Source organism: Pedobacter jaeyakensis, from assembly GCF_054461315.1.
In genome coordinates this window covers 1,462,287-1,487,766 of the sequence record NZ_CM136921.1, presented here as the reverse complement: position 1 = coordinate 1,487,766, position 25,480 = coordinate 1,462,287, and the positions used below count along the sequence as shown (strand labels likewise).

Sequence of the window (25,480 nt, the reverse complement as noted above, 5' to 3'; positions counted from 1 at the left end):
ATGAAGCGATTTGCACTAGCGCTTGTCTGGTTGTCACTTGCCGCACTGGTTAGTAATGCCCAGGTAGGCGCAAAACAATTTAGCAAACAAGATAGTCTAAGGGGTCAGTATGGTTCATTGAGGAGCTGTTATGACATCAACTATTACCACCTTGATGTGCGTATTGACCCGATAGAAAAAACCGTCTCGGGCAGTAATGAATTTCGTTTCACTGCGGTTACAGATTTTAGTCAGCTTCAAATAGACCTATTTTCTGATTTGAAGATTGATAAGATAGTTTTTAATGGTACAGAGATCACTTATCAACGAACACTCAATGCAGTCTTCCTTGCCTTTCCATCACTAATTAAAAAAGGCAGCAAACAAAGCTTTAAAGTTTTCTATTCCGGCTCACCAAACACCGCCAGAAACCCACCCTGGGATGGCGGCTTTATCTTCAGCAAGGACAGGTCTGGTAATCCATGGATATCCGTAGCTTGTCAGGGTTTTGGTGCTAGTTCCTGGTGGCCTACAAAAGACCATCAAAGTGATGAGGTTGATAGCATGCAAATCAGCATTACCATCCCTAAAGGCTTAAATGAAATCTCAAATGGCCGTTTAAGGAGCATCGTTAACAAAGACAACGGATGGGTGCAGTACAACTGGTTCGTGAGCAATCCAATTAACAATTACAACGTTACTTTTTATATCGGCAAATACGCACACTGGACTGATAAATATGCGGGCGAAAAAGGCAGCTTGTCGCTGGATTACTGGTCGCTGGCAGAGGATAGCCTTCAGGCCAGACCACACTGGGAGGCAGATACCAGGCGCATGCTCCAATCGTTTGAGCACTGGTTCGGCCCCTACCCGTTCTATGAAGATGGCTACAAACTGGTTCAGGCTCCCTTTCTTGGAATGGAACATCAAAGTGCCGTTGCTTATGGCAATAAATTTAAGATGGGTTATTTGGGTAGGGACTACAGTAAGTCGGCCGCCAACTGGGGCTTAAAATTCGATTACATCACCATACACGAGAGCGGACATGAGTGGTTCGGGAACAACATTACCTCAAAAGATATTGCGGATATGTGGATCCACGAATCATTTACCAGTTATTCGGAAGTATTGTTTCTGGAGACCTATTATGGCAAACAAGCCGGATCTGAATATGTGATCAGCAGCAGAAAAATTATCAGGAACGATCAGCCGATAATTGGTCCGTACAATGTGAATACCGAGGGCTCATCAGACATGTATTACAAGGGGGCAAATGTTATTCATACGCTTAGGCAACTGATCGGAAACGATGAAAAGTTTAGGGGATTGTTGAGAGGGCTTAACAAAACATTTTATCATCAAACTGTTACCACCAATCAGGTGGAAAGCTACATTTCTAAATTTACTGGTCTTAAATTAACCAAGTTCTTTGACCAATATTTAAGAACTTCTGAAGTACCTGTTTTGGAATACAACATCGATCCTGCAGGAAAATTAGCCTACCGTTGGGTGACCGAAGTTCAGGGCTTTGATATGCCGCTGAAAGTAACACTGAAGGATGGAACCTTCAGTACCATCTACCCTACCAATAAATGGCAGTCAATTAAGGTTGATGCGAACCTGACGAATCAAAATTTCAAGGTCGATTCCAACTACTTCATTAACATCCGGCCAGGTAAACCTCAATAATCAAATACCATAAAAAAGCCCGCAATTGACATAATCGCGGGCTTTTTATACAGTATGTAATAGCTGTTAAATTCCTAAAAGTAATCTTGCAGGATCCTCAAGCAATTGCTTAACCCTTACCAAAAACCCAACAGATTCTCTTCCATCAATGATGCGGTGATCGTAAGACAATGCCAGATACATCATCGGGCGGATGACCACTTCCCCTTTTTCTGCTATTGGACGCTCAATGATGTTGTGCATGCCCAATATGGCCGACTGTGGTGCATTGATAATCGGAGTAGACATCATAGAGCCAAAAACACCACCATTAGTAATGGTAAATGTCCCACCGGTCATTTCTTCAATGGTCAATTTGCTATCCCTTGCTTTTGTAGCCAATTCTATCACCGTTTTTTCAATCTGCGCCAAACTCATGCTTTCAGCATTGCGGATGATCGGTACAACCAATCCTTTAGGTGCAGAAACTGCAATGGAGATATCAGCAAAATCGTTGTAAACCAACTCCTCGCCATCTATCCTTGCATTTACAGCAGGAAAATCTTTCAATGCCTCACAAACCGCTTTCGTAAAAAAGCTCATAAAGCCCAGGCCAACTCCATATTTCTCTTTAAACTGATCCTTGTATTTTCCGCGTAAGTCCATAATTGGCTTCATGTTAACCTCATTAAAGGTGGTCAACATCGCTGTTTCATTCTTTACGGAAACCAGACGCTTAGCAACAGTTTTTCTCAACGGAGACATCTTTTGTCTGCGCTCGTTCCTCGCTCCCGCAACGGCAGGGGCAGCAGGTGCTGGAGTAGCAGCTTTTGGAGCTTCCGCTTTAGGTGCAGCTTTTTCTGCGTTTAATGCGTCTTCCTTGGTAATCCTGCCATCAACACCAGTGCCTTTAACAGCAGATGCCTCAACACCCTTTTCTGCCAATATTTTACCTGCAGAAGGTGATGGCGTGCCTGAAGCATAAGTATCAGCAGATTTTTCAGCAACAGGGGTGGCAGTTTTATCTGCAGCCACAACTGGTTTTTCATCTGCAGGGGCAGCAGCTTCTTCTTTTGGTTTAGCAGGCGCAGCACCGCCGTCTTCAATCTTACATACAACAGCTCCGATGGCCAATGTGTCGCCTTCGGCTGCAACTACTTTTAAAGTTCCAGCTTGCTCTGCAGTCAATTCGAATGTTGCTTTATCTGATTCCAGCTCAGCAATTACTTCATCCATCTCTACTGCATCACCATCATTTTTCACCCAGCGCGATAAAACAACTTCAGTTATTGATTCTCCAACTGGCGGAACTTTTATTTCTATACTCATAATGACTATTTTCTTAATCTACATTATATACTTTACTCACCGATTTTTTCGCGATCTTTTGCTCCTTTTCAGTTACAGGCGTTTCAAAAGCCCTTGCTAAAATAAAGGCCTGCTGATCGGCATGTTGCCTGGCAAATCCGGTTGCGGTACTGCTGCTTTCTTTACGGGATATCACCTCTATGTCGTTAAAGATCGTTCTTCTAACTTTCCGCAACAAGTATGGCCATGCGCCCATGTTCTCTGGTTCTTCCTGTACCCAAACGGCTTCTTTGGCATTTTTATATTGCTTATACACTGCTTCCATCTGCGCAAGCGGAGTTGGATACAACTGCTCCACACGAACGATCGCAACATCTTTGATCTGATCCTTTTCTTGCTTCTCCAGCAATTCGTAATAGATCTTACCACTGCAATACAATACCCGGGTAACGTCTGCCGCCTTAACATTCACGTCAGCAATAACTTCCTGGAATTTTCCATCAGTAAAATCCTCGAGCGGAGATACGCATTTTGGATGGCGCAATAAGCTTTTTGGCGTAAATACCACCAACGGCTTTCTAAAGTCGCGTTTAAATTGTCTTCTTAGGGAATGGAAGAAGTTAGCAGGTGTACTGCAATTCACTACTTGCATGTTATAATCAGCGCACAATTCCATAAAACGTTCAATCCTGGCCGACGAATGCTCCGGACCCTGACCTTCGTAACCATGTGGCAACAACATCACCAAGCCATTTTCTCTTTGCCATTTGGTTTCCGCACTGGCGATGTACTGGTCTACTACAATCTGAGCGCCGTTAAAGAAATCTCCAAATTGTGCTTCCCAAATTGTTAAGGCATTCGGGTTGGCCATGGCATAACCATATTCAAATCCCAATACGCCGTATTCAGACAAGTGTGAATTGTAAATATCAAAAGTAGCTTGCTGATCTGAAACATTTGCCAGAGGGATGTACTCCTCTTCCGAATCTTCTAATGTCAATACAGCATGGCGGTGTGAAAACGTACCACGCTCAACATCCTGACCGCTCAACCGTACTCTTTTACCTTCAGCAAGCAAAGTACCGTAGGCAAGTTGTTCACCCATGGCCCAATCGAATACATGCGTAGTACTTGCCATCTTGCTGCGCTCGTCAAAAAGCTTTTCAATTTTTTTGAAGAACTTTTTGTCAGCTGGCAGTGTGCTTATTCTTTTTGCAATCTCCAGCAGGGTAGATTTTTTTACAGCCGTGTTCGGCGATGTTTCAAAATCCTTTGGCGTAGCAATTCGCATGTCAGACCAGGCACCTCCAAATTTCACATCCTGATAGGTGGAAGTGATCTCCTTAGCTTCATTTAGTCTTTCCTGCAAAATGCCGCGGAATTCTTTTTCAAGCTCCTTAGCCAAACTCGCTTCCATTTTACCTTCACCAATCAATTGCTGAATATAAATATCACGGGGATTTGCATGTTTTTCTATCGTCTTGTAAAGCAATGGTTGGGTAAATTTAGGCTCATCTGCCTCATTGTGTCCAAACCTGCGGTAGCAAAGTATGTCAATGAATACGTCGTTCTTATATTTTTGGCGGTATTCCATGGCCAAATTAATGGCATACACCAAAGCCTCCACATCGTCTCCGTTTACGTGAAACACCGGAGATAGCGTTACTTTAGCAATGTCAGTACAGTAAGTACTGGTACGACCATCTTTATAGTTCGTAGTGAAACCAATCTGGTTGTTGATGATCAAATGGATTGTTCCACCTGTTTTATAACCATCCAGTCCGGCCATTTGAATTACCTCATAAACAATACCCTGACCAGCAACGGAAGCATCACCATGTATCAATATCGGTGCAATGCGCGCATTGTCGCCACCGTATTTAAAGTCAATTTTAGAACGTGTCATCCCCTCTACTACCCCGTTTACGGTTTCCAGGTGAGATGGATTAGGGCACAAACTTAAATGCACGCTACGTCCGCTATTGGTTGTTACATCAGTAGAATAACCAAGGTGATACTTCACATCTCCGCCAAATGGAGATTCTGCACTGTAGCCTTTACCTTCAAATTCTGCAAAAATATCCTTGTAGGTTTTTTGCATAATATTGGCAAGTACGTTCAGGCGACCGCGATGTGCCATCCCTATTACAAACTCTTCAATACCCAATGCCGCTCCTTTTTCTATTACAGAATCAAGCGCAGGTATCAATGCTTCAGCACCTTCCAAAGAGAACCGCTTCTGTCCTAAAAATTTAGTTCCTAAAAAGTTCTCAAAACTTACTGCTTCATTTAACTTTTTTAAGATCCTTCTTTTCTCATCAATTGAAAAGTTGGGTGTGTTACGCACACTTTCCATCTTATTTTCAATCCAATGCAAAATCTCCGGGGTACGTACATATTTGTATTCCGCACCTATCGATTTACAATAGGTCTGCTTTAAAAAAGCAACAATATCTTTTAGTTTGGCTGCGCCTATGCCAATTTCAATGCCTGAGTTAAAAACTGTTTCCAGATCAGCTTCTGCTAATGCAAAATTCTCCAGATCCAGCGTTGGTAAATGTTGTCTGCGCTCCCTTACCGGATTGGTTTGGGTAAAAAGGTGACCTCTCTGCCGGTAACCGTTTATCAAATTCAGGACACTAATTTCCTTTAAAAAATGTTCTGGCGTCTCTGCAGTTACCGCATTACCTGATGAGCCGCGACCGAAGTCGAAACCCTCGAAAAATTTTTGCCAGCCAAATTCAACTGAATTGGCGTCTTCTTTATAAGATTGATATAAGGATTCTATGTATTCGGCATTCGCACCGTTGAGATAAGATAAATTATCCATTATTTTTGAATTGCTATAAGTGTTGCAAAATTAGGATTTTTTACCTTAATATACAGGTAAACTTCTTTATAAATCTTCAAGAAAATCCACCATATCGCAAACGTTCTTAAGTGGTGTAAGTTGATCTTTAACAAGAATATCAAATTCAGATATCAAACTTCCGGCCACTATAAGCGGAATGTTCAAATTATCCATAACCTTACCGATCACTTTATTGATATCTTTCCCCAGGTTGAGGGAGGTAAGGGTAATAAAAGCGTAGTCAGGTTTATAAGATTCAATTACTTTTTTAATATCGCTATAAGGAATTTCCTGGCCTAAATACAGGGTTTCATGACCGCATTTTTTCAGCAGGTAACGCGTAAATAACAGGCCGGTCTCATGCATTTCAGCCTCAGGCAGAAACAAAACGAATCTTTTCGGCTCCTTTTTAACGGGCATTTCAATTTTATCAATCTCCACGATGATCCGCTCCCTGATCAGGTTGGATGCAAAATGCTCATGTGAAGGATCAATTGTGCCTGTCTGCCACAACATCCCCACTTTCTTCATAAAAGGATAGAGTACCACGTCCATGGTCCTGATCAGACCCAATTCTGCCACACATCCCGTTAATATATCGGTAAAATGCGCTTCATCATATGCTATAGTGGCGTTGGATAAGTGCAGCATTTGTATAGAATCGTTTTTCAAATCACTCTTCAGTTGTTTCACCAGGTTCGTGATCTGGCTGTGACTCATCTTCGCTATTTTACTGATTTTGTAGCCGTTCTCGTTGAGAGCAACGATATTCAGCAACATTTTCAGGTCGTCTTCGCTGTAATACCTAATGTTCGTAACGGTTCTTTTTGGCGGCACCAGGTTATACCTCGTTTCCCATGCCCTGATGGTATGAGCTTTTATGCCAATCAAGGCTTCGATATCACTAATTGAAAAATTCTTCACGCCAATTCTTACAACAAATGTTAAACAAGTTTGTTTAAAATCCAACTTTTGTTAACATTTTATTCCTCAGAATGATATAATATACCAAATGGCAAGAATTAACCAGCTAATATTCAGTTTATTATGTGAATTTTTGCTTAAACTTCAGGAAGTTCGGCTTCAATAGCCTTTAACTGCTTCTCCAGGTCAAATATGGATTTGGATTTCAGATCCAATCCTTCTCCCGCAACGTTGGCCCAGTTGCCCCAATTACTTGCTGCAGAATAGTCAATCAATTTTTCCTCGAAATAAAAAGCACCTCTGGTCCAGTGCAAATGTAGCACATGAATTAAGTAGGTCGCCACTAGCAGTCTCCCGGCATGCGGAATAAAGCCTGTCTCATTCAGCTCACTCATGTAGGCATCTACCGCGGCATGTCCGGTCCTTCCTGTCTTCCAATTTTCGATCAAAAGCTCTTCTTCACCGGAAGGAGAATCATCGATAATCGACAATAAGTTTGGCTCTTTAAAGAATTTTACACCATGTTTCTTGAACATGAACCGGAAATAATCCCGGTAAAGCAGTCCTAATAAGATCTGACTAAAATTTAAATTGTTGCCAAATCGTTGCTCGGCAGATTTAATGGTCCAGTAAACTTTTCTAGGGGATAGGCAACCCAATGCCAACCATGCAGAAAGCTTCGAGCTATACGCCTTTTTGCCGGCAGCTTTACCATTTGGCTTATGATAAATATCAGAGTTTACATGCAGCAATTCATCCAAATGTGCAACACCCGCTGCCTCACCACCGCAACCGAAATTATTTATTACGGGACTAAATTCTGATTCAAATCCCAAATCCGATAAGGCCGGCATTTTGCCCCAATCGCTGTTTTCAACAAAAGTAATTTCAACAGGGGCTTCAAAACATTCCTTAACAATCGCATCGCGCTCTGTTTTCTTTTTGAATTGCGCAAAAACATCAGGAATATCCTTAATTGGAAATGGTAAATCTTCTTTATTATAAAGTGTGTGCCCAATAAAGTGCTTTAAATTTATTTTTTGCGTCCACAGGATATCTTCTACCAGAGCAGAAATTCCTGTCTCTTCAACGCCCACCTCCCTGTGGTGGTAAACTTCTGCAATATCGAACTGCTCTACAATTTTTAAGATATGGTCCTCAGGCCTGCCCGAAACCACCAATAAATTACCCCCAAGCTTTTTAAATTCGTCCTGGAGCGCACCAACACTTTCCAACAGGAACTGAGCCCTGTTAGCGCCAGTCTTAGAAGTTAAAAACTTGGTCTTGCTAAAATACCTTGGGTCAAAAAAATAAACGGGCAAAATAGCGTCAGATTTGGCAATTGCTTCCACCAGCATTTCATTATCATGCAGGCGCAGGTCATTTCTGAACCAAACCAAAATCTTTTTAATCCTCATTAATTTACTCGTCGCGTATTTGTTAGGAATACAAAAATATACGATTTTTCAGGTTAAAAAGTAAAGTAAAAGCAATATTTACATAACAAAACAATTATTATCTATTTTAGCACATCATTAAAGCAAACCAAAACTTCAGAATCCAGTTATTAATTCATGAAACAGCACATACTGATAACGGGAACTACGGGGATGATCGGAAAAAGATTAATGGCACAACTTTTAAAATTGGGCCACACTGTATCTATCTTATCAAGAAAACCCGTCCAGATTAAAAACGTGAAGACTTTCTTGTGGGACATTTATAAGCGAGAGATCGACGAATCGTGCATGAACGGTGTTGACACCATCATCCACCTTGCTGGAGAAGGCATAGCTGATCAAAAATGGACAAAAGAACGTAAGCAACAAATTATCGACAGCAGGGTGATCAGCACCGAATTGCTTTATCATACCATAGAAAAAACGAAAGCCAGCGTTAAGCATTTTATAGCTTCTTCGGCGACTGGCTACTACGGCGATCGTCAAGATGAATTGCTAACGGAGGATTCCGATCCCGGTGAAGGTTTCCTTGCAGAATGCTGTGTTTTATGGGAACAGGCGGTAGATAAAGGACAGGTTTTCGATATGAGAATTGTCAAGATCAGAACAGGATTTGTCCTGGGTAAGGGAGATGGCGGACTAGCTTCTTTAGACAAGCCCATTCGCTTTTTTGCGGGTGCGGCTTTAGGCAGCGGTAAGCAATGGATCCCATGGATTCATGTTGATGATATTGTAAACATTTATGTGGATGCAGTTCAAAAGAATACCTATTCAGGGATTTTCAACGGATGCGCACCCTTTCCCGTTACCAACGAAACACTAACTAAGGCCATAGCCAAACAATTACACCGGCCGGTCTGGCCAATCAATGTACCTGAAAAGGTATTGGAAATGATTCTTGGAAAAATGAGCATTATCGCTACGGTGAGTACCAATACCTCTGCTCAGAAATTACTCGACCATAACTTCAAGTTCAAATATGTTAACCTGGAAGAAGCCTTAAAAGAAATTTACAAATAATGAACAAGGAAGTTAGTATTTGCTGGCTGAGAAGAGACCTCAGATTGGAGGACAATGCAGCCCTTTATCATGCACTTAAGAGCGACCATCCAGTGCTATTGCTTTTCATATTCGATAAGAATATCCTGGATAAACTGAATGCCAAAGATGATGCGCGTGTTACCTTCATCTACCAAACCATCTGTAGCCTGCAAGAACAGCTATCAAAACACAAATCTTCCATATTTGTCGGCTACGGCACACCAGAAGAAATCTGGAGGGAGGTGATGCAGAAATACCAGGTGAAATCTGTCTTTGTCAATCATGACTATGAGCCGTATGCGCGACAAAGAGACGAGTCTCTCGCAGAGTTTCTCGCCTCAGAAGGGATTGGCTTTAAATCATTTAAAGACCAGGTGGTTTTTGAAAAAGATGAAGTAATAAAGGCTGATGGAAAGCCTTATACCGTTTTCACTCCTTATTACCGACAATGGGAAAAGAAATTGAAGCCATTCTACTACAAGGAATACCCGGTAAAAAAGTACCTGAAAAATTTGTTAAGTTCTCCGGCACTCAAAATCCCAGGTCTCAACAGCATGGGTTTCACCCAATCAACCAGTGAATTCCCTAAACTCAACTTTGCAGCAAAACTGGATAGTTACGAGGAGCGGCGCGACTATCCGGCAGATGAGGCGACTACCCGAATCGGTCTGCACCTTCGTTTTGGAACCGTTAGTATTCGTGAAGCAGTTTCACAGGCCATTAAACACAAAGCACATAAATGGCTCTCTGAACTGGCCTGGCGAGATTTTTACATGATGATCCTGTGGCATTTTCCGCATACCAGCAACTCTTGCTTCAAACCAGCCTATAACAACATCCATTGGAGAAATAATGAAAAAGAATTTGAGGCATGGTGCAAAGGCTTAACTGGTTATCCGCTGGTGGATGCAGGGATGCGTCAGCTCAACGAAACTGGCTTTATGCACAACAGGGTAAGAATGGTGGTGGCCAGCTTCCTGACTAAGCACTTATTGGTCGACTGGCGTTGGGGCGAGGCCTATTTTGCTGAAAAACTTTTGGACTATGAAATGGCAAGCAATGTTGGCGGCTGGCAGTGGGCCTGCGGCTGTGGTAACGATGCAGCACCCTATTTCAGGGTATTCAATCCTGAACTTCAGGCAAAGAAATTTGACCCAAAGAACGCCTATATCAACAAATGGGTACCCGAAATAAAACAACAAAAGCATGTCCAACCTATTGTCGACCATGCTTTTGCCAGAGAAAGAATTCTAAAAGTTTTTAAAGATGCCTTGAAGGATCAATAAATCAATCTTCCGTTGCAGTTACCTCCACATCAAAATCTAAACATTCATTACCAGCAACTATTGTAGCACCAGTAGTCGCATTACGATTACCGGCAGCACCATATCCCAGTACGGAAGGTATGATCAATCGCATTGCAGTACCCTGTTTAAAATTGGTAAACACCATAAAGCCTTGTACCAAACTAGTGAGCGTACTTACAGCACCTGTGCCCGAATCGAATACAAGTCCATTTAAAGCCCTACCTGTGTAATTGAATGTGATGGTAGAAGCTTTTGTAATCTGTGAACCTGCACCAACAGTGGAAACAATATAGTATACTCCTGATGGAGCTTTAGTAGCGGTTAACTTATTGGCGGTCAGGAATACATTGATGTGTTTATCATCTAATGCGGCCTGGCTTTCTGTATAAGTTTGAATGGTAATGTCCAGAATCTCATTAGAAGGAACCTTCAGGGTCTCATAACCATTCTTCCCAAATGCCAAATAGGACGGCAAGATAATCCTTCCAGATCCGCCCGCTTTCATCTGGTTCAATACATTCAGCATGCCTTTAACGTTGATGCCTAATAACTGAGTTGAATAGCCTACAAACGTACCAAGATTGGAAGTTTCTGGTGTGGTATAATAAACCGTACCGTTTAAAAGTGACTTTACAACCACGCTGTAACGTACAGAATCCGTGTTTTTATAAAGTTCACCTGTACCCTGACTAGTTACCTGATAATAATAACCAGTGCCCTTAGGATCCTTAATGGCGGAAATATTATTTTTTGCGATGTAATCTTCAATTTTTTGGTCATCAATACTTTGAACGCTTTCGTAATCTTTCTTACAAGAGTTGAGAAGAACGATCAGCCCCATTAATAAAAAGGCGTATGATGATAATTTCTTTAACATATTATTTTTCTTTATCTACTTTTTTTAAATTAATCTCAAAATTGAGTACCGAGTTTTTAGGTATGTTCGATACCACAATATAGTTTTTGTATGCCTGACCGGAAGGAACCAGTAACCTGATCCGCCCACCCTCTTTTATCAGCGGCAAGCCATTCCTCCAACCAGGTATGCTTTTATCCAACTCAAATTTATATCCAAGGGTGTCAGTTGTTTGGTTTACCAAAGTGTCGTTGAGCAATCTGCAGGTATACGTTACCGTTAATATATCGGTTTTTTCAATAGGCACTGTACCTGTCCCCGGACTAAGAATTTTATAATACAAGCCGGATTCGTGTTTAACAAGATCAATTTTGGTAGAATCAGACCATTTTTTTATTAGGGCCTCATCTTTTTTATATTGCTCTTCCTCATTGTAAACTTCGGGCTTTTCGCAAGAGGCAACAATACCTGCAAATAGCAGCACTACCCATAAAAGCCCATTTTTCAACATATCGCACAAAAATAGTCTTTTATTAGGGATACAACAATTTTTAACCAATTTTAACAAATTAGAAGTTAGTATTTAGATGTTAGTAATTAGTATTTAGACAGGATGCATGTTAGCGGATCAAGTAACACACACGCTATAAAACTCATGCTCTCTAATTACTAAAATCTAAATACTAGATACTGCAACGCTCTCTAACTACTAATATCTAAATATCGCAACGCTCTCTAAATACTAATATCTAAATACTAACTACTAATAGCAATACTTATTAGCTGCAATTACTTGTTGGGCAACTTTCTGGCGGGCATTCTTCACGTTAAAGGCCTCCATTTTGGTAAACCTCCGCAAGCCAACCATCATCATCCTCAGTTCGTCGCCGTCCGCAAATGCCCAAAGCGCTTCTTTGCCAGCTTTATTTACGCCGTCTACGGCTTCAACAAAATACACCCTCATCATATTCAGTTGTCCTTCACACGCTTCCTCACCTTTTAAGCTAACCAATTTTTCGGTCCGCAGCATGGCTGATTCAGCTACATAAACATAACTGGCCATATCCGCGATATTCATCAATATCTCCTGCTCTTTTGAGAGACTCATCATCAATTTCTGAACAGCGGCACCTGCAACCATCAGCGTGGCTTTTTTCAAATTCGCGATGATTTTCTTCTCCGCAGCAAATAGGGTATCATCCTCCTCACTAAAGTCAGGGATCGACATCAATTCTGACGCAACAGCAGTCGCAGGCGTCATCAAATCCAATTCCCCCTTCATGGCTCTTTTCAGCATCATGTCTACAGTCAGCAGCCGGTTAATTTCATTGGTACCTTCAAAAATCCTGTTGATCCGCGCATCGCGATAAGCACGGTCCATAGGCGCCTCTGCAGAAAATCCCATACCGCCATAAATTTGAACACCCTCATCCACCACGTAATCCAGCACCTCAGAACCCCAAACTTTAAGTATCGCACATTCCACCGCAAATTGCTCCGTAGATTTTAGCTTTGCTTTTCCTTCATCCATTCCTCCTGCCACCAGCGCATCAAATGCATCGTCAATATTTTGCCCGGCCCTGTAGTTCGCCGATTCCACTGCGTACACTTTCGCTGCCATTTCAGCAATCTTGTAACGGATGGCGCCATATTTAGAAATTGGTCTTTCAAACTGAATGCGTTCATTCGCATAATTTACTGCGGTATTGATTACAGATTTAGAGGCCCCAATAGCTGCTGCCGCGAGTTTAATCCGACCGATATTTAGGATATTCACAGCAATCTTAAAACCATTCTGGCGTTCAGAAAGCATGTTCTCTACAGGCACATGGCAATCGTTAAAAAATACTTGCCTGGTAGATGAACCCTTAATGCCCATCTTATGCTCTTCCGGATTCATGCTGATGCCTCCAAACTCCCTTTCCACAATAAATGCGGTCAGGTTGGCATCGTCATCTATCTTGGCAAAAACGATGAAAATATCAGCAAAACCACCATTGGTGATCCACATTTTCTGACCATTGATCACATAATGTTTACCATCTTCCGTCAGTTTCGCTTTTGTCTTTCCTGAATTTGCATCAGAGCCGGAGTTCGGCTCCGTCAAACAATAGGCAGCTTTCCACTCCCCTGTCCCCAGTTTAGGGATGTATTTATCTTTTTGCTCCTGACTACCATAATAGAGGATCGGTAGCGTACCAATTCCGGTATGTGCAGACAATGCTACCGCGAAAGAGTGACCAGCACCAATCACGTCAGCCACCAGCATAGAGGTATTGAAATTCTTGCCGAAACCTCCATATTGTTCTGGTATAGATACGCCAAGTATGCCTAATTCTCCTGCCTTATCCATCAACGATGGCATTAACCCTTCTTCCTGCGTATCAATCCTATCCAGTTGCGGAAAAACCTCTGCAGCAAGAAAATCCCTGCAAGTCTGGGCAATCATATTTTGCTCTTCATCAAATTCTTCAGGAATAAATACATCCTGATAGTTGGTTTCAGTTATTAAAAACTCACCTCCTTTAATCGTTTTTTTGTCTGTAGCTTCCATTGAAGTAGTAGGTATTTAGTAATTAGTAGTTAGATGTTAGTATTTAGACAGCGTTGCAGTCGTTGGTATTTAGTAGTTAGATATTAGTATTTAGATAGCGTTGTAGTAGTTAATATTTAGATATTAGTAATTAGAGACCATCAATATGCGCTCTGTCTAAATACTAACTACTAAATACTAAAATCTAATCTTAAATACTAAAATCTAATCTCAACTCAGCATTTCAAATATTCCTGCAGCACCCTGCCCGCTTCCCACGCACATTGTTACCATCCCGTATTTCTGATCTCTTCTTTTTAACTCATTAAACAATTGCACGGATAGTTTAGCACCGGTACAACCCAAGGGGTGACCAAGCGCTATTGCTCCGCCGTTTACATTTAGTTTTGCGGTATCCAGGTTCAATTCCCTGATTATGGCGAGAGATTGTGACGCAAAAGCCTCATTTAATTCAATAAGGTCAATTTGGTCAAGCGTCATACCCGCCTGGGCCAAAGCTTTAGGTATGGCGTAAATCGGACCTATTCCCATAATGCGGGGAGGTACACCTGCAACGCCATAACTCACCAATCTGGCTATGGGCTCTACGCCCAGTTCTTTCAGCTTTCTCTCCGAAACCACCAATACAAAAGCAGCACCATCAGATGTTTGAGAAGAATTACCCGCCGTAACACAACCGTCCGCAGCAAAGACAGGCTTCAGCTTCGCCAGCTTTTCTATAGATGTATCTGCCCTCGGCCCCTCATCCGTGTCTACGATATAACTCCTTGTTTTCTTCTTCAGATTTTCATCCAAATAGGTTTCATTGATGGTGATGGGTAAAACACCAGCTTTCAGGTGACCGTTTTTAATGGCCTCCACTGCTTTTTGATGAGATTGATAGGCAAACTCATCCTGGTCTTCCCGATTCACCTTGTACTCTTTAGCAACAGCCTCGGCAGTTAGACCCATACCCCAATACCAATCCGGATTGTTTTTGGCAACCTCGGCATTCGGTACCAGCTTCCAGCCGCCAAAAGGCATGCCCGACATCACCTCTACTCCTCCGGCTATGATACAATCAGCCATACCACTCCTAATTTTAGCAACAGCAGTGGCAATAGTCTCCAGGCCAGATGCACAATAACGGTTTATAGTTACACCCGGTACCTTATCGGTATCCAGTCCCATCAGCGAGATCATCCTACCCACATTCAATCCTTGTTCAGCTTCCGGCGTAGCATTGCCCACAATCACATCATCAATCTCTTCTTTATTCAAGTTGGGCACAGATGCCACCAGTTGCCTGATCACCTCAGCAGCTAAATCATCAGCTCTCGTAAAACGAAACACGCCACGTGGCGCCTTTCCTACAGCGGTTCTATATCCTGCAATTATATAAGCTTCCATTTTATGGTATTTAGTAGTAGTTAGATGTTAGTATTTAGAAATTAGTGGTTAGATAGAGGAGCGAAGTTTTGATTGAAAAGCGTAGCTCATTTTCTGCCATTCATTTATTCGATCCGTCAGTACATCCAGCTGGTTCATTGATAAATAATTTAAATTTTTTGATATGATTAATTGTGTTTCTGTTTCGTAGGAAGACGCATGTGCAATTGATAAAAAATGCAAAAATTCCTTTGTGGAACTCCGTCCTGCGCCTTCTGCAATATTAGAAGGAATGGAAACAGAAGCCCTATTGATTTGACTAATCAATCCAAATTTTTCCTTGTCAGGAAAATCCGCTGTCACATTATAAATTTCCGTAACAAGCTCTATTGATTTCTGCCAAACTTTCAACTCTTTATATTTATGCATCTCCTATATCTAAATACTAACATCTAACTACTAAATACTAATTAATAACCTAATTCCTAAGTGGCTTACCCTTCGTTACAATACTTTGAATACGTTCCAGCGTTTTGCGCTCTCCGCATAGCGATAAAAATGCTTCTCTTTCCAGGTCCAGTAAATACTGTTCCGTTACTTCGGTCGGGGCTGAAAGATCTCCTCCGCACATTACCCAACCCAGCTTTTCCGAGATTTTTTTATCGTGTTCAGAAATGTAGTGGCCTGAATACATGGTGTTCGCTCCGGCATATACAATACCTAAACCCTGCTTTCCAAGCACGCGGATGTCTTTACGCGGTACAGGTTTGGTATACCCTGCATCTGCAAGTTCCAGCGCTTTAGCCTTGGCATCAGCAATCAGCCTGCTCCGGTTCATGGTAATCGAATACTTGTCTTTTTGGAGGTATCCCAATTCAAATGCTTCCACAGCTGATGTAGACACCTTGGCCATACCTATAGTCAGGAACCTGTCTTTCAGCACATTTTGTATAATCTGGTCTTCCTTGTATTCATCAGAAGCCCTAAGTGCAAATTCTTTGGTTCCACCACCTCCCGGTATCACCCCTACACCAAATTCCACCAAACCCATATAAGTTTCCGCATGCAATTGCACATGGTCGGCATGCAAACTAAACTCACAACCTCCCCCAAGCGTCAAGCTGTGCGGGGCTACTACTACCGGGATAGAAGAATACCGGATGCGCATAGAGGTATTCTGGAACAAGCGTACCGCCATGTTCAGTTCATCCCATTCCTGCTCAATGGCCATCATAAAGATCATCCCTACATTCGCACCGGCAGAAAAGTTGGCACCATCGTTACCAATCACCACGCCACGGTATTCCTTTTCAGCAAGATCAATGGCCTTGTTTATGGCCTGTAGCGTATCGCCACCAATGGTATTCATCTTGGAGTGAAACTCCACATTGATAATGCCGTCTCCCAGGTCAATAATTGACGCCCCGGAGTTCTTCCAGATCACATTGCTGGTCCTCAAATTGTCCAGCACAATGAGCCCTTCCGTACCAGGTATCGCCTTATAGGTTTTAGTAGGGATGTCGTAATATTTTTTAACTCCGGCCTCCACTTTGTAAAAGCTTGTATGACCATCAGCAAGCATTTCGCTTACCCATGCAGCAGGTGCATGTCCATAAGCTTTCATTCCCGTTATTGCTTCCTGCACACCTACCGCATCCCAAACTTCAAACGGACCCAGGTCCCAGCCAAATCCTGCGCGCATGGCATCGTCAATCCGGTAAAGTTCATCTGAAATTTCCGGTATGCGGTCAGACACGTATTCAAACAAGCCAAAAAAAGAAGCCCTGAATAGTTCTGCAGCTTTGTCCTTTCCGGCAGCAAAAACCTTCATCCTGTCTTTTACATTGTCGATGGACTTTGTCATTTCCAGGGTGGCCGACTTCACTTTCTCCTGTGGCCTGTACTCCAGTGTTTTTAAATCCAGCGCCAGGATTTCAGTTTTCCCGTCCGCTGTTTTTGTCTTTTTATAAAATCCTTGTTTAGTTTTATCGCCAAGCCAGTTATTGGCGGCCATCTTTTCCACATAAGCGGGCAGCTTAAATAAATCATGGGCTTTGTCGTCCGGACAATTTTCATAAAGCCCCTTCGCCACCTTAATCATGGTATCCAGTCCCACCACGTCGGTTGTCCTGAAAGTAGCAGATTTAGGTCGGCCTAAAGCCGGACCAGTATATTTATCTACTTCTTCAACCGTAAGCTCCATTTTTTCTACCAGGTGAAGCAGGGACATAATGGAATATACGCCTACCCTGTTGGCAATAAAAGCTGGGGTATCCTTACACAGAACAGTAGTTTTACCCAAAAACTGGTCGCCATAATGCATTAAGAATTCAACCAGTTCAGGTCGGGTATATGGTGTTGGTATAATTTCTAATAACTTCAGGTATCTCGGCGGATTGAAGAAGTGCGTACCACAAAAATTCGCTTGAAAATCAGCACTGCGACCTTCAGCCATCATATGGATGGGTATGCCCGATGTATTTGAGGAAACCAGGGTTCCAGCCTTCCTGTGCTGTTCTACCTGCTCAAAAACTTTCCGCTTGATGTCAATGTTCTCCACCACCACCTCGATGATCCAGTCCACCGCAGCAATTTTTGATAGGTCATCTTCAAAATTACCTGTGGTAATTCTGCTCAATACTTTTTTTGAATAAACTGGAGAAGGATTGGTTTTGACGGCACTTTGCAGGGCGGCGTCTACAATACCATTCCTAGCACCCTCCTTTGCAGGGATATCCAACAGTAAAACTTCTACCCCGATATTGGCAAAGTGACAGGCAATCCTCGATCCCATAATTCCGGAACCCAATACTGCAACCTTATTTATCTTTTTGTTCATCATTTACAATCGTATTTGTATATGCCAGTGTCAATTTATTCAATTTCTGTAAAGTGCTGATCAGGCTGCTTTTTTCGTGGTTCGTTAAGTTCTCATTCAAATACTCATTAAAAGAGATCACCACATCTTTGGCCAGATGGCGCTTTTCTACCCCAAAATCTGTCAGGAAAACCTTCACAGAGCGCTTATCGCCGACAGAAGCTTCCCGGTAGATCAGACCAAGCTCCTCCATATTGTTGAGCATCCTGGAGAGACTGGTTGCCTTAACACCCAACAGGCCCGCCAGCTTAGAAACCGCCGTTCCTTCCTTCTCAATATTGATCAATACATAGCCAATTGCCTGGGTAATTCCGAAGCCGGAAGCAATCTGATTATAACTGTTGGCCATGTTCTGCCAAACCACTTTTAAAAAATAATCTATCGTTTCCTGTTGTTTCATTTTACTATGCTTGCATAACAAAGCTATCTATAAATTAATTATTATGCAAACAAATTATCTTAAATTTTTCCCAAAAAAAAGCTGCCCTGAAAGATCAGGACAGCTCAGTAATTTTATAAATTCAGACTAGAATAAAGTAAATTCTACCCTTCTGTTTTTCTGTCTTCCAGCAGCAGTTTTGTTGGTGGCAATTGGTTGTTCCTCACCGTAACCAGTAGCTTCAATTCTGGATGCATTGGCACCTTGTGAAACCAGGTAAGACCTAACCGATTCTGCCCTGTCTTTAGACAACCTCATGTTCAAGGCGTCAGAACCAGTGTTATCTGTATGTCCTGCTAATTTCAAGCTAAAGTTTTTCTCCATTAACAAAGCAGCAACCCTGTTCAATGTGCTGTAAGATTTAGACCTGATGGTCGCCTTACCCAAATCAAATTCCAGGTTTTTAATCGCATCAGCAACAACTTTTCTGTCGGCCTCTGTAATGATCACTTTTTCAGTAACCACAGGAGCTGGAGCTTTAAGCGGGCAACCTGCACCGTCTACAACAGTACCGGCTGGTGTACCAGGGCACTTGTCCAATTTATCAGCAACACCGTCGCCATCAGTATCTTTTAACAAGTCGTTCAAATCTGAACGCAATTTTGCATTTTCAGCACGTTGTGCATCAAGATCGCTTTTCAAACCATCAGCAGTACGCTTAGCAGCTAAGGCTTCGTCGTAAGTTAACGCTACCGGATTGTGCCATGCTTTTTGTTTTCCTGTACCCAATGCAAATTCAAGTCCTGCATAAGCATAAGAGTATCTGTCGCTATTTAATTTGTAAACTCCGTCCAGGTTATCACCGTCAACAAAGTTCACAGTCCATCCCAAATCGAAATTAATTTTTTCTGCAACCTTAAATTTAGCACCTAAACCAACCGGAATAATTAATTCACTAATGGTATTGCCTCCAGCATAATCAGTAAAAGTACCGCCAGACGCAGAAGCTGAAGTTTCTACCTTATAGCCAGCTAAACCAGCACCTGCCGAAGCATATAGTTGCAAACTGTTCTCTTTGTTAAACATATCGATGTTAAACAGATTCACCACAGCATTTAAACTACCAGAATAAGAAAGGTCGGTTTTAAAAGCATTTACAGCACCCGTTGGTGTTGTACCTCCGTCAAATGGTTCGCTGTTGTCACCACTTAGTTTTCCTCTAACACCGTCTAAGCGCAAAGAGAAATATGGAGTGAATTGTTTCTTAATATATAAGCCGTAGCCCAGGTTTGTTTTCCAGTTAGAAAAATCATTCTTACCTCCCAGTGGTGAAATTGGTGTAAGTGCACCAGCATTTACGCCTATCGACCAAGTTGTTAAAGGCATCGGACCAGAACTCATTGTTGTTTCCTGAGCCTGAGTGGTTCCGGCTATCAGCATTGCAGCAGCAAGAGGCAGACATTTCAATAGATTTTGTTTCATAATCAAAGTATTTTAATTTATAGGTGGTTTTATTTTACTCCCTATAATTCAATACTCAGGCCATTTAGATAAACCACGTTTAAACATCTATTTAGTAGTTTTCACTGTGCTTAATTCTATACAAACGGTCGGCAACTACCAACCCAAAAACTGATCATCCCCGCGAGGATCCGCCCCACCCTGATAGTATCCCCATTTGGTTTTTAAGATGGCATCTACCCTGCCTATTTCTCCCCTATTGATCAGCAGATAACCTTTGGCGGTCAGTTTTGAGGTAACTGCACTGTCCAGTGCCCCCTCCTCTACGGCCACCTCATCAGGCAGCCACTGGTGGTGAAATTTCCGGGCAGCCACTGCGGCTTGCATTTTCATGTCAAAATCAATAACGTTCAATATCGTTTGAAAAACGGAAGTGATGATGGTCGATCCACCGGGCGTGCCCACCACCATATACAGTTCGCCATTTTTCTCCACTATTGTGGGCGTCATGGAACTTAGCATTCGTTTAGCTGGCGCGATGGCATTCGCTTCGCCGCCCACCAGACCATACTTATTGGGTGATCCCGGTTTAACGGAGAAATCATCCATCTCGTTGTTCAGTAAAAACCCGGCACCCTTTACTACGACCAATGATCCATAAGATCCGTTTAATGTGGTGGTGATGGAAACCGCGTTACCAGCCTTATCTACAATAGAAAAATGGGTGGTTTCTTCGTGCTCTTTAGCAACTACGCCCGCTTTCACCGTGGCACTTGCCGATGCATGGTTCCAGTTCAGATCGCTCATGCGCTTTGCAGTGTAAGATTTGGCCATTAGCTGTACTCCTGGTACCTTAAAGAAATCCGGATCACCCAAATACTGGGCCCTGTCGGCATACACCCTGCGTTCTGCCTCCACCATCAATTGTACCGTAGAATCCGAATTGAAGCCCCAGCGTTTCAAAGGAAAAGGCTCAACGGCATTCAAAAGCTGCACAAGCGCAATACCCCCACTCGATGGCGGCGGCATGGTAATTACCTTAAAGCCTCTATAAGTTCCGGTTACCGGCTTACGCCATATTGCTTTGTAGGCGCTTAAATCCTTTTGAGAGATGATTCCGCCACCCCTGTTCATTTCAGCAATCAGATGAGCTGCAACTTCACCTTCATAGAAACCAGCAGCACCCTTATCCTTAATTAATGTTAACGTCTTAGCCAGGTCAGCTTGCACCAGCAGATCACCTTTAACCCAGTCGGCATCTTTGTGAAATGCGGTACCGTCGGGATTTAGCCGGCTCAGCTCACTCTTCAGCGCGTTCATTTCCCTGGCCTGCCTTGCAGAAATTTTGATACCCTGCTCTGCCAGTTTAATAGCAGGCAGCAATAGCTCCTCCCATTTCAATTTGCCATATTTTTGATGCGCCTCGGCCATCCCTGCTACAGAACCCGGAACCCCGGAAGCCAAACTGCCATACAAACTCTTGTCCACTATAGGATTACCGGCACCGTCCAGATACATATCCCTCGATGCGCGTTCAGGTGCCTTTTCCCTAAAATCTAAAGTATTGCTTTCACCATCCGCAGCGCGGTAGACCATAAAACCACCTCCGCCAATATTGCCCGCGTTGGGATATACTACGGCCAGCGCAAATTGCACCGCCACCGCAGCATCTACTGCATTACCACCCTTTTTTAAAATTTCGAGTCCGACTGCCGATGCATATGGACTGGCCGTAACCACCATACCGTTCCTGTATTCGGTACTGTTTTCTTTGTCCAGTTGTCCGTTTACACAAGCAGGTAAAACCCCGCTAAAAATCAATAGACACAGCAGTACATTAAGGTGTTTTGTAGTTTTCGGCATCGGCGTAGATTTTTTCGATAATATCTTTATTTTTCTCGAGAACTACCTTCCTTTTCAAACTTAATTTTGGGGTAAGTTCCCCGCCGTCAATGCTCCATTGTTTCGGCAACAGGGCAAAGCGCTTTACCTGTTCCCATTTACCAAAATCCTTGCAGGTATATTCTACAATTTGTTGAAACTTATCGATAACCTGCTGATTAGCTACCATCTGCTGATCGGTAGTGTATGGAATTTCCTTTTTCTCGGCCCAGGCTTTTAACGCCACAAAATTAGGCACAATCAATGCCGCCGGGAACTTCCTGTTTTCGCCCAGTACCATCACCTGCTCCACCAATATGGTCTCCTTAAATTTGTTCTCTACCATTTGCGGCGCCACGTACTTACCGCCAGCTGTTTTAAATATTTCTTTCTTCCTGTCGGTGATCTTTAAAAATCTGCCGTCCAGCAGCTGACCGATATCACCAGTATGGAACCAGCCATCCTGGTCAATGGTCTCCGCTGTTAGGTCGTCACGCCTGTAATAACCTTTCATAATGGCATGGCCCCTGGCCAGCACCTCACCATCTTCAGCAATTTTTACTTCCATGCCTTTAATCACCGGTCCCACAGTACCAAACTTGGTATTGCCGAAATGGTTTACGGTAATTACCGGAGAGGTTTCTGTTAAACCGTAACCCTCAAAGACGGGCATATCGGCCGACCAGAATATCCTGGCCAACCTTGGGTTTAGCGCTGCGCCACCAGAAATGATCACGAGTATGTTGCCTCCCAGGGCTTCCTGCCATTTCTTAAAAATCAGCTTCCTGGCAATGCCGAGCTTTAATTTATAGAACCAGCCATTTTCAAACTCAAATTGTTCCCCTAAACCTACGGCCCAAAAGAACAAGCCTTTTTTGATTCCGGTAAGTGCTTTACCTTTCTCCATGATCTTTTCATAAACCTTTTCGAGCAAGCGCGGAACGGTAGAAAAAGCATTGGGTTTTACAAACTGAATATCGGCCACAATGGTTTCCATGCTTTCCGCATAGTACACGGCAGTACCGCAGTACAGGTACAGGTAAACCACCATACGTTCAAAAATATGGGAGAGCGGCAAAAAGCTCAGTCCTTTATTGATCCCTTCAGGAAGTAACACAGCAGAATTCTGGAAATTCTTTACCAGGTTATCATGCGTTAACATGACCCCTTTGGGGGTGCCCGTTGTACCCGAAGTGTAGATCAGTGTCAGGATGTCGTCCGGCTTTACCTGATCGCGATAGGTATCCAGGTTGATGTGTTGCAGTGTTGCGCCATGGTCGGCCAATTGTTTCCAGTTTTCCGCCTGGTCAACCTCATCAAAAGTATAGATCTTTATTCCGGTAGCCAGTCCGTCGCACACCGGTTTAAGTTTAGCATACAAGTCTGCATCCGCTACGAAGACCACGGTCACCTCAGCATTTTCCAGTATAAATTTGATATCATGAGCCGCAAGCGTTGGATATAGCGGGATCTGGTATGCGCCCAATTGCATAATGGCGAAATCGCTGATGTTCCATTCCGGACGGTTATGAGACATCACGGCAACCCTGGATTCTTTACCCACTCCAATATCCGCCAGGCCCCTGCTTAAGTTATCTACAGTATTACAAAAATCTGCAGTTCCGTAACTCTTCCATTCGCCGTTAATTTTGCCGTTTATAAAATTCTCCTTTGGGAAATTCTCCAGGTTATACTGGAGCAGATCAAAAACCCTCGTTATCGTTACGGCCATACCTTGCAGCTTATATTTATGAATTTGGTTATTGATGTTAAAGCTAATAATTATTCTTTTGGAAATTCTTTAAGAAATGCAATATTCATATCTTGCAGAATAAGCACAAAATTATGCAGGAACCTCATCCACTTAACCAGGTAGCGGAATTTCATACCACGTTTAAACATCCCATAAAAGACAAACCCGGACTCCCATCTACAGACCGATGTAACTTGAGGGTATCCTTACTTGCAGAAGAATTGCAGGAACTGAAACAGGCCATTGACGACCGTAATATTGTAGAAATTGCAGATGCCCTTTGCGATTTGCAGTATGTTTTATCCGGGGCGGTACTCGAATTTGGACTGGGTGAAAAATTTAAAGAACTCTTTGATGAGGTGCACAGATCCAACATGAGCAAAGCCTGTAAAACACAAGAAGAGGCCGAAGAAACGATCCAGCACTACCGCAAAAATCACCAGTGCGATGCTTACCATCAGGAAGAAGAATCACTGTTTTTAGTTTATCGTAAAAACGACAATAAAACATTGAAATCCATCAACTATTCACCAGCTGATTTGAAGCGTATACTTCAAGAATTATAACCTACTTAATAACAATAGAAAAATGAGTGATTGTATAAGATTTGACTAGTTAACAACTACTCTTAAACTTGACAATTAGAGTTATATCCCTATTTCCGCTTCTGCTGTTTCTACCCTAGTTTTTCCTATCTGGGTTTTTCTTCCTGTTGTTCCTTCTTGTGGAATTTCTCCAAATCTTGGGGAATTGAAGCCCTATACTTTGTTAAGCGAGGCATATTTAAGTGGAACGTTACATTACAGGATTGCCATTCAAAAAACCTTAATAAAAATCTAAATTTTTAGACGAACCATTACCGCCAATTGCCAGAAAATGTCTAATTTTTAAAGACATAACAATTAACTTATAACTTTTAAAAAATGGAGAAAACCAAACAACAAATCAGCCGAACAATCAAGTTCGTGAAAAACCCCGTAGTAGCCTACGAAAGCATCTGGCTCCGGGTAATGGTGGCATTTTTAGTCGCCCAAATGATGGTACACATTTTGCGCCAGCGGCATGGGCTGGACTCCTATCTGGACTGGACCTTCCACCGGACCTGGTTAATTACCTTCGGAATTGCCTTTGCCATTATGCAGTGGGCATACCTGTTAACCGTGTACCTGGATCATAAAGTGCCCTGGGATAGAGCGACAAAAAAGCGCCAACAGAAACAGATCCTGTACGGCGTGGGTATTCCGGTACTATTTGATTTCATAGCAATGACCATTTATTTCGGGTACTTTGGCTATAACATCTTTTATACCGGCTGGCCAACACTGTACCTGCCCATTACGCTTTTTATGCTGGGTTTGTTGAACTTCTATTATTACAACAAGTACAAGGTATTTGAGAAAAAACAGGAGAAGGCAAGAAGGACGAAGGAAAGAGAGTTAAAGACCCTGGCACAGAAAACGGTAGAGAAGGAAGTTACGGAAACAGAAAGGATATGGCTGTATTCGAAGGAAGACAAGCAGGTATGGGGCACTTTCAATAACGGGAGAAAAATCATCACGCTATTCAAATCCCTCACAGAAATTGACCTCACAAATGAGTGGATGACACCAAACCGCTTTTACCGCGTCGCCTGGGAAAATATCCTGACCGTTAAAAAAGTGGACCGGCAGTTCCTCATCATACTGAAGATCCCGAAAGATTATGAAATTATGGTGAGTAAAAGAATGTCTATACTTTACAGAGATATCTTGAACAAAATGTCCTAAGCATAAAAAAACCGAAGGCGTCTCCCAACAACCTCCGGCCAATCTA

19 protein-coding genes are annotated in these 25,480 nt (G+C 42.6%); 5 read left to right on the top strand and 14 right to left on the bottom strand.

The features are described 5' to 3' along the window. Positions 1 to 1,668, top strand: a complete 1,668-nt coding sequence (locus ACXZ1K_RS06575) for a M1 family metallopeptidase (RefSeq protein WP_458972588.1) — start codon at positions 1 to 3, stop codon at positions 1,666 to 1,668. A 66-nt stretch (positions 1,669 to 1,734) separates the two neighbouring features. Here the strand turns inward: ACXZ1K_RS06575 and odhB are convergent, their stop codons facing one another. The 4 genes from odhB to ACXZ1K_RS06555 all read right to left on the bottom strand — a co-directional run bounded on the left by odhB (position 1,735) and on the right by ACXZ1K_RS06555 (position 8,148). Next, a complete protein-coding gene (gene odhB / locus ACXZ1K_RS06570) occupies positions 1,735 to 2,976 on the bottom strand; it encodes a 2-oxoglutarate dehydrogenase complex dihydrolipoyllysine-residue succinyltransferase (RefSeq protein ID WP_458972587.1) in 1,242 nt (413 codons plus the stop codon). Between the two features lie 13 nt (positions 2,977 to 2,989). Next, complete coding sequence (locus ACXZ1K_RS06565) at positions 2,990 to 5,785, bottom strand: 2-oxoglutarate dehydrogenase E1 component (protein ID WP_458972586.1); 2,796 nt, start codon at positions 5,783 to 5,785, stop codon at positions 2,990 to 2,992. Between the two features lie 66 nt (positions 5,786 to 5,851). Continuing rightward, positions 5,852 to 6,730 (bottom strand): MerR family transcriptional regulator, encoded by an 879-nt coding sequence (locus ACXZ1K_RS06560; RefSeq protein ID WP_458972585.1) that lies wholly within the window; start codon positions 6,728 to 6,730, stop codon positions 5,852 to 5,854. A gap of 137 nt (positions 6,731 to 6,867) precedes the next feature. Continuing rightward, the gene (locus ACXZ1K_RS06555) at positions 6,868 to 8,148 is read right to left on the bottom strand and encodes a DASH family cryptochrome (protein ID WP_458972584.1); all 1,281 of its coding nucleotides are present in this window, start codon (positions 8,146 to 8,148) and stop codon (positions 6,868 to 6,870) included. Positions 8,149 to 8,304: 156 nt separating this feature from the next. Here ACXZ1K_RS06555 and ACXZ1K_RS06550 point away from each other — a divergent pair, with 156 nt between their 5' ends. Together ACXZ1K_RS06550 and ACXZ1K_RS06545 are read left to right on the top strand one after the other, a co-directional pair. Continuing rightward, positions 8,305 to 9,210, top strand: coding sequence for a TIGR01777 family oxidoreductase (locus tag ACXZ1K_RS06550; RefSeq protein ID WP_458972583.1), 906 nt, complete (start codon positions 8,305 to 8,307; stop codon positions 9,208 to 9,210). After that, complete coding sequence (locus tag ACXZ1K_RS06545) at positions 9,210 to 10,517, top strand: cryptochrome/photolyase family protein (protein WP_458972582.1); 1,308 nt, start codon at positions 9,210 to 9,212, stop codon at positions 10,515 to 10,517. The genes ACXZ1K_RS06550 and ACXZ1K_RS06545 overlap by 1 nt, the downstream gene beginning before the upstream one ends. A gap of 1 nt (position 10,518) precedes the next feature. Here ACXZ1K_RS06545 and ACXZ1K_RS06540 read toward each other — a convergent pair whose 3' ends face one another. From ACXZ1K_RS06540 to ACXZ1K_RS06495, 10 genes are all read right to left on the bottom strand, one after another. Further along, a complete protein-coding gene (locus ACXZ1K_RS06540) occupies positions 10,519 to 11,415 on the bottom strand; it encodes an FKBP-type peptidyl-prolyl cis-trans isomerase (RefSeq protein WP_458972581.1) in 897 nt (298 codons plus the stop codon). A gap of 1 nt (position 11,416) precedes the next feature. Continuing rightward, complete coding sequence (locus tag ACXZ1K_RS06535; protein ID WP_458972580.1) at positions 11,417 to 11,905, bottom strand: FKBP-type peptidyl-prolyl cis-trans isomerase; 489 nt, start codon at positions 11,903 to 11,905, stop codon at positions 11,417 to 11,419. Between the two features lie 252 nt (positions 11,906 to 12,157). Then, a complete protein-coding gene (locus ACXZ1K_RS06530) occupies positions 12,158 to 13,948 on the bottom strand; it encodes an acyl-CoA dehydrogenase family protein (RefSeq protein ID WP_458972579.1) in 1,791 nt (596 codons plus the stop codon). Between the two features lie 210 nt (positions 13,949 to 14,158). Then, positions 14,159 to 15,337 (bottom strand): acetyl-CoA C-acyltransferase, encoded by a 1,179-nt coding sequence (locus tag ACXZ1K_RS06525; protein WP_458972578.1) that lies wholly within the window; start codon positions 15,335 to 15,337, stop codon positions 14,159 to 14,161. Positions 15,338 to 15,385: 48 nt separating this feature from the next. Next, a complete protein-coding gene (locus ACXZ1K_RS06520) occupies positions 15,386 to 15,745 on the bottom strand; it encodes a four helix bundle protein (protein WP_458972577.1) in 360 nt (119 codons plus the stop codon). 49 nt (positions 15,746 to 15,794) lie between these two features. Continuing rightward, positions 15,795 to 18,155, bottom strand: a complete 2,361-nt coding sequence (locus tag ACXZ1K_RS06515) for a 3-hydroxyacyl-CoA dehydrogenase NAD-binding domain-containing protein (RefSeq protein ID WP_458973240.1) — start codon at positions 18,153 to 18,155, stop codon at positions 15,795 to 15,797. After that, positions 18,136 to 18,594 carry a MarR family winged helix-turn-helix transcriptional regulator gene (locus ACXZ1K_RS06510; protein ID WP_458972576.1) on the bottom strand — a complete coding sequence of 153 codons (459 nt, stop codon included), beginning with the start codon at positions 18,592 to 18,594 and terminating at the stop codon, positions 18,136 to 18,138. The genes ACXZ1K_RS06515 and ACXZ1K_RS06510 overlap by 20 nt, the downstream gene beginning before the upstream one ends. 126 nt (positions 18,595 to 18,720) lie before the next feature. After that, positions 18,721 to 20,055 carry an OmpA family protein gene (locus ACXZ1K_RS06505; RefSeq protein ID WP_458972575.1) on the bottom strand — a complete coding sequence of 445 codons (1,335 nt, stop codon included), beginning with the start codon at positions 20,053 to 20,055 and terminating at the stop codon, positions 18,721 to 18,723. 135 nt (positions 20,056 to 20,190) lie between these two features. Next, entirely contained in the window at positions 20,191 to 21,897 is a 1,707-nt protein-coding gene (gene ggt, locus ACXZ1K_RS06500; protein ID WP_458972574.1) for a gamma-glutamyltransferase, read from the bottom strand. Then, entirely contained in the window at positions 21,872 to 23,647 is a 1,776-nt protein-coding gene (locus ACXZ1K_RS06495; protein WP_458972573.1) for an AMP-dependent synthetase/ligase, read from the bottom strand. The genes ggt and ACXZ1K_RS06495 overlap by 26 nt, the downstream gene beginning before the upstream one ends. Before the next feature lie 113 nt (positions 23,648 to 23,760). Between ACXZ1K_RS06495 and ACXZ1K_RS06490 the strand changes: the two genes are divergently transcribed. Together ACXZ1K_RS06490 and ACXZ1K_RS06485 are read left to right on the top strand one after the other, a co-directional pair. Then, entirely contained in the window at positions 23,761 to 24,234 is a 474-nt protein-coding gene (locus tag ACXZ1K_RS06490) for a pyrophosphohydrolase domain-containing protein (RefSeq protein ID WP_458972572.1), read from the top strand. Positions 24,235 to 24,591: 357 nt separating this feature from the next. Then, on the top strand, positions 24,592 to 25,434 hold the full coding sequence (locus ACXZ1K_RS06485; RefSeq protein WP_458972571.1) for a hypothetical protein: 843 nt from the start codon (positions 24,592 to 24,594) through the stop codon (positions 25,432 to 25,434). Positions 25,435 to 25,480 lie beyond the last annotated feature (46 nt).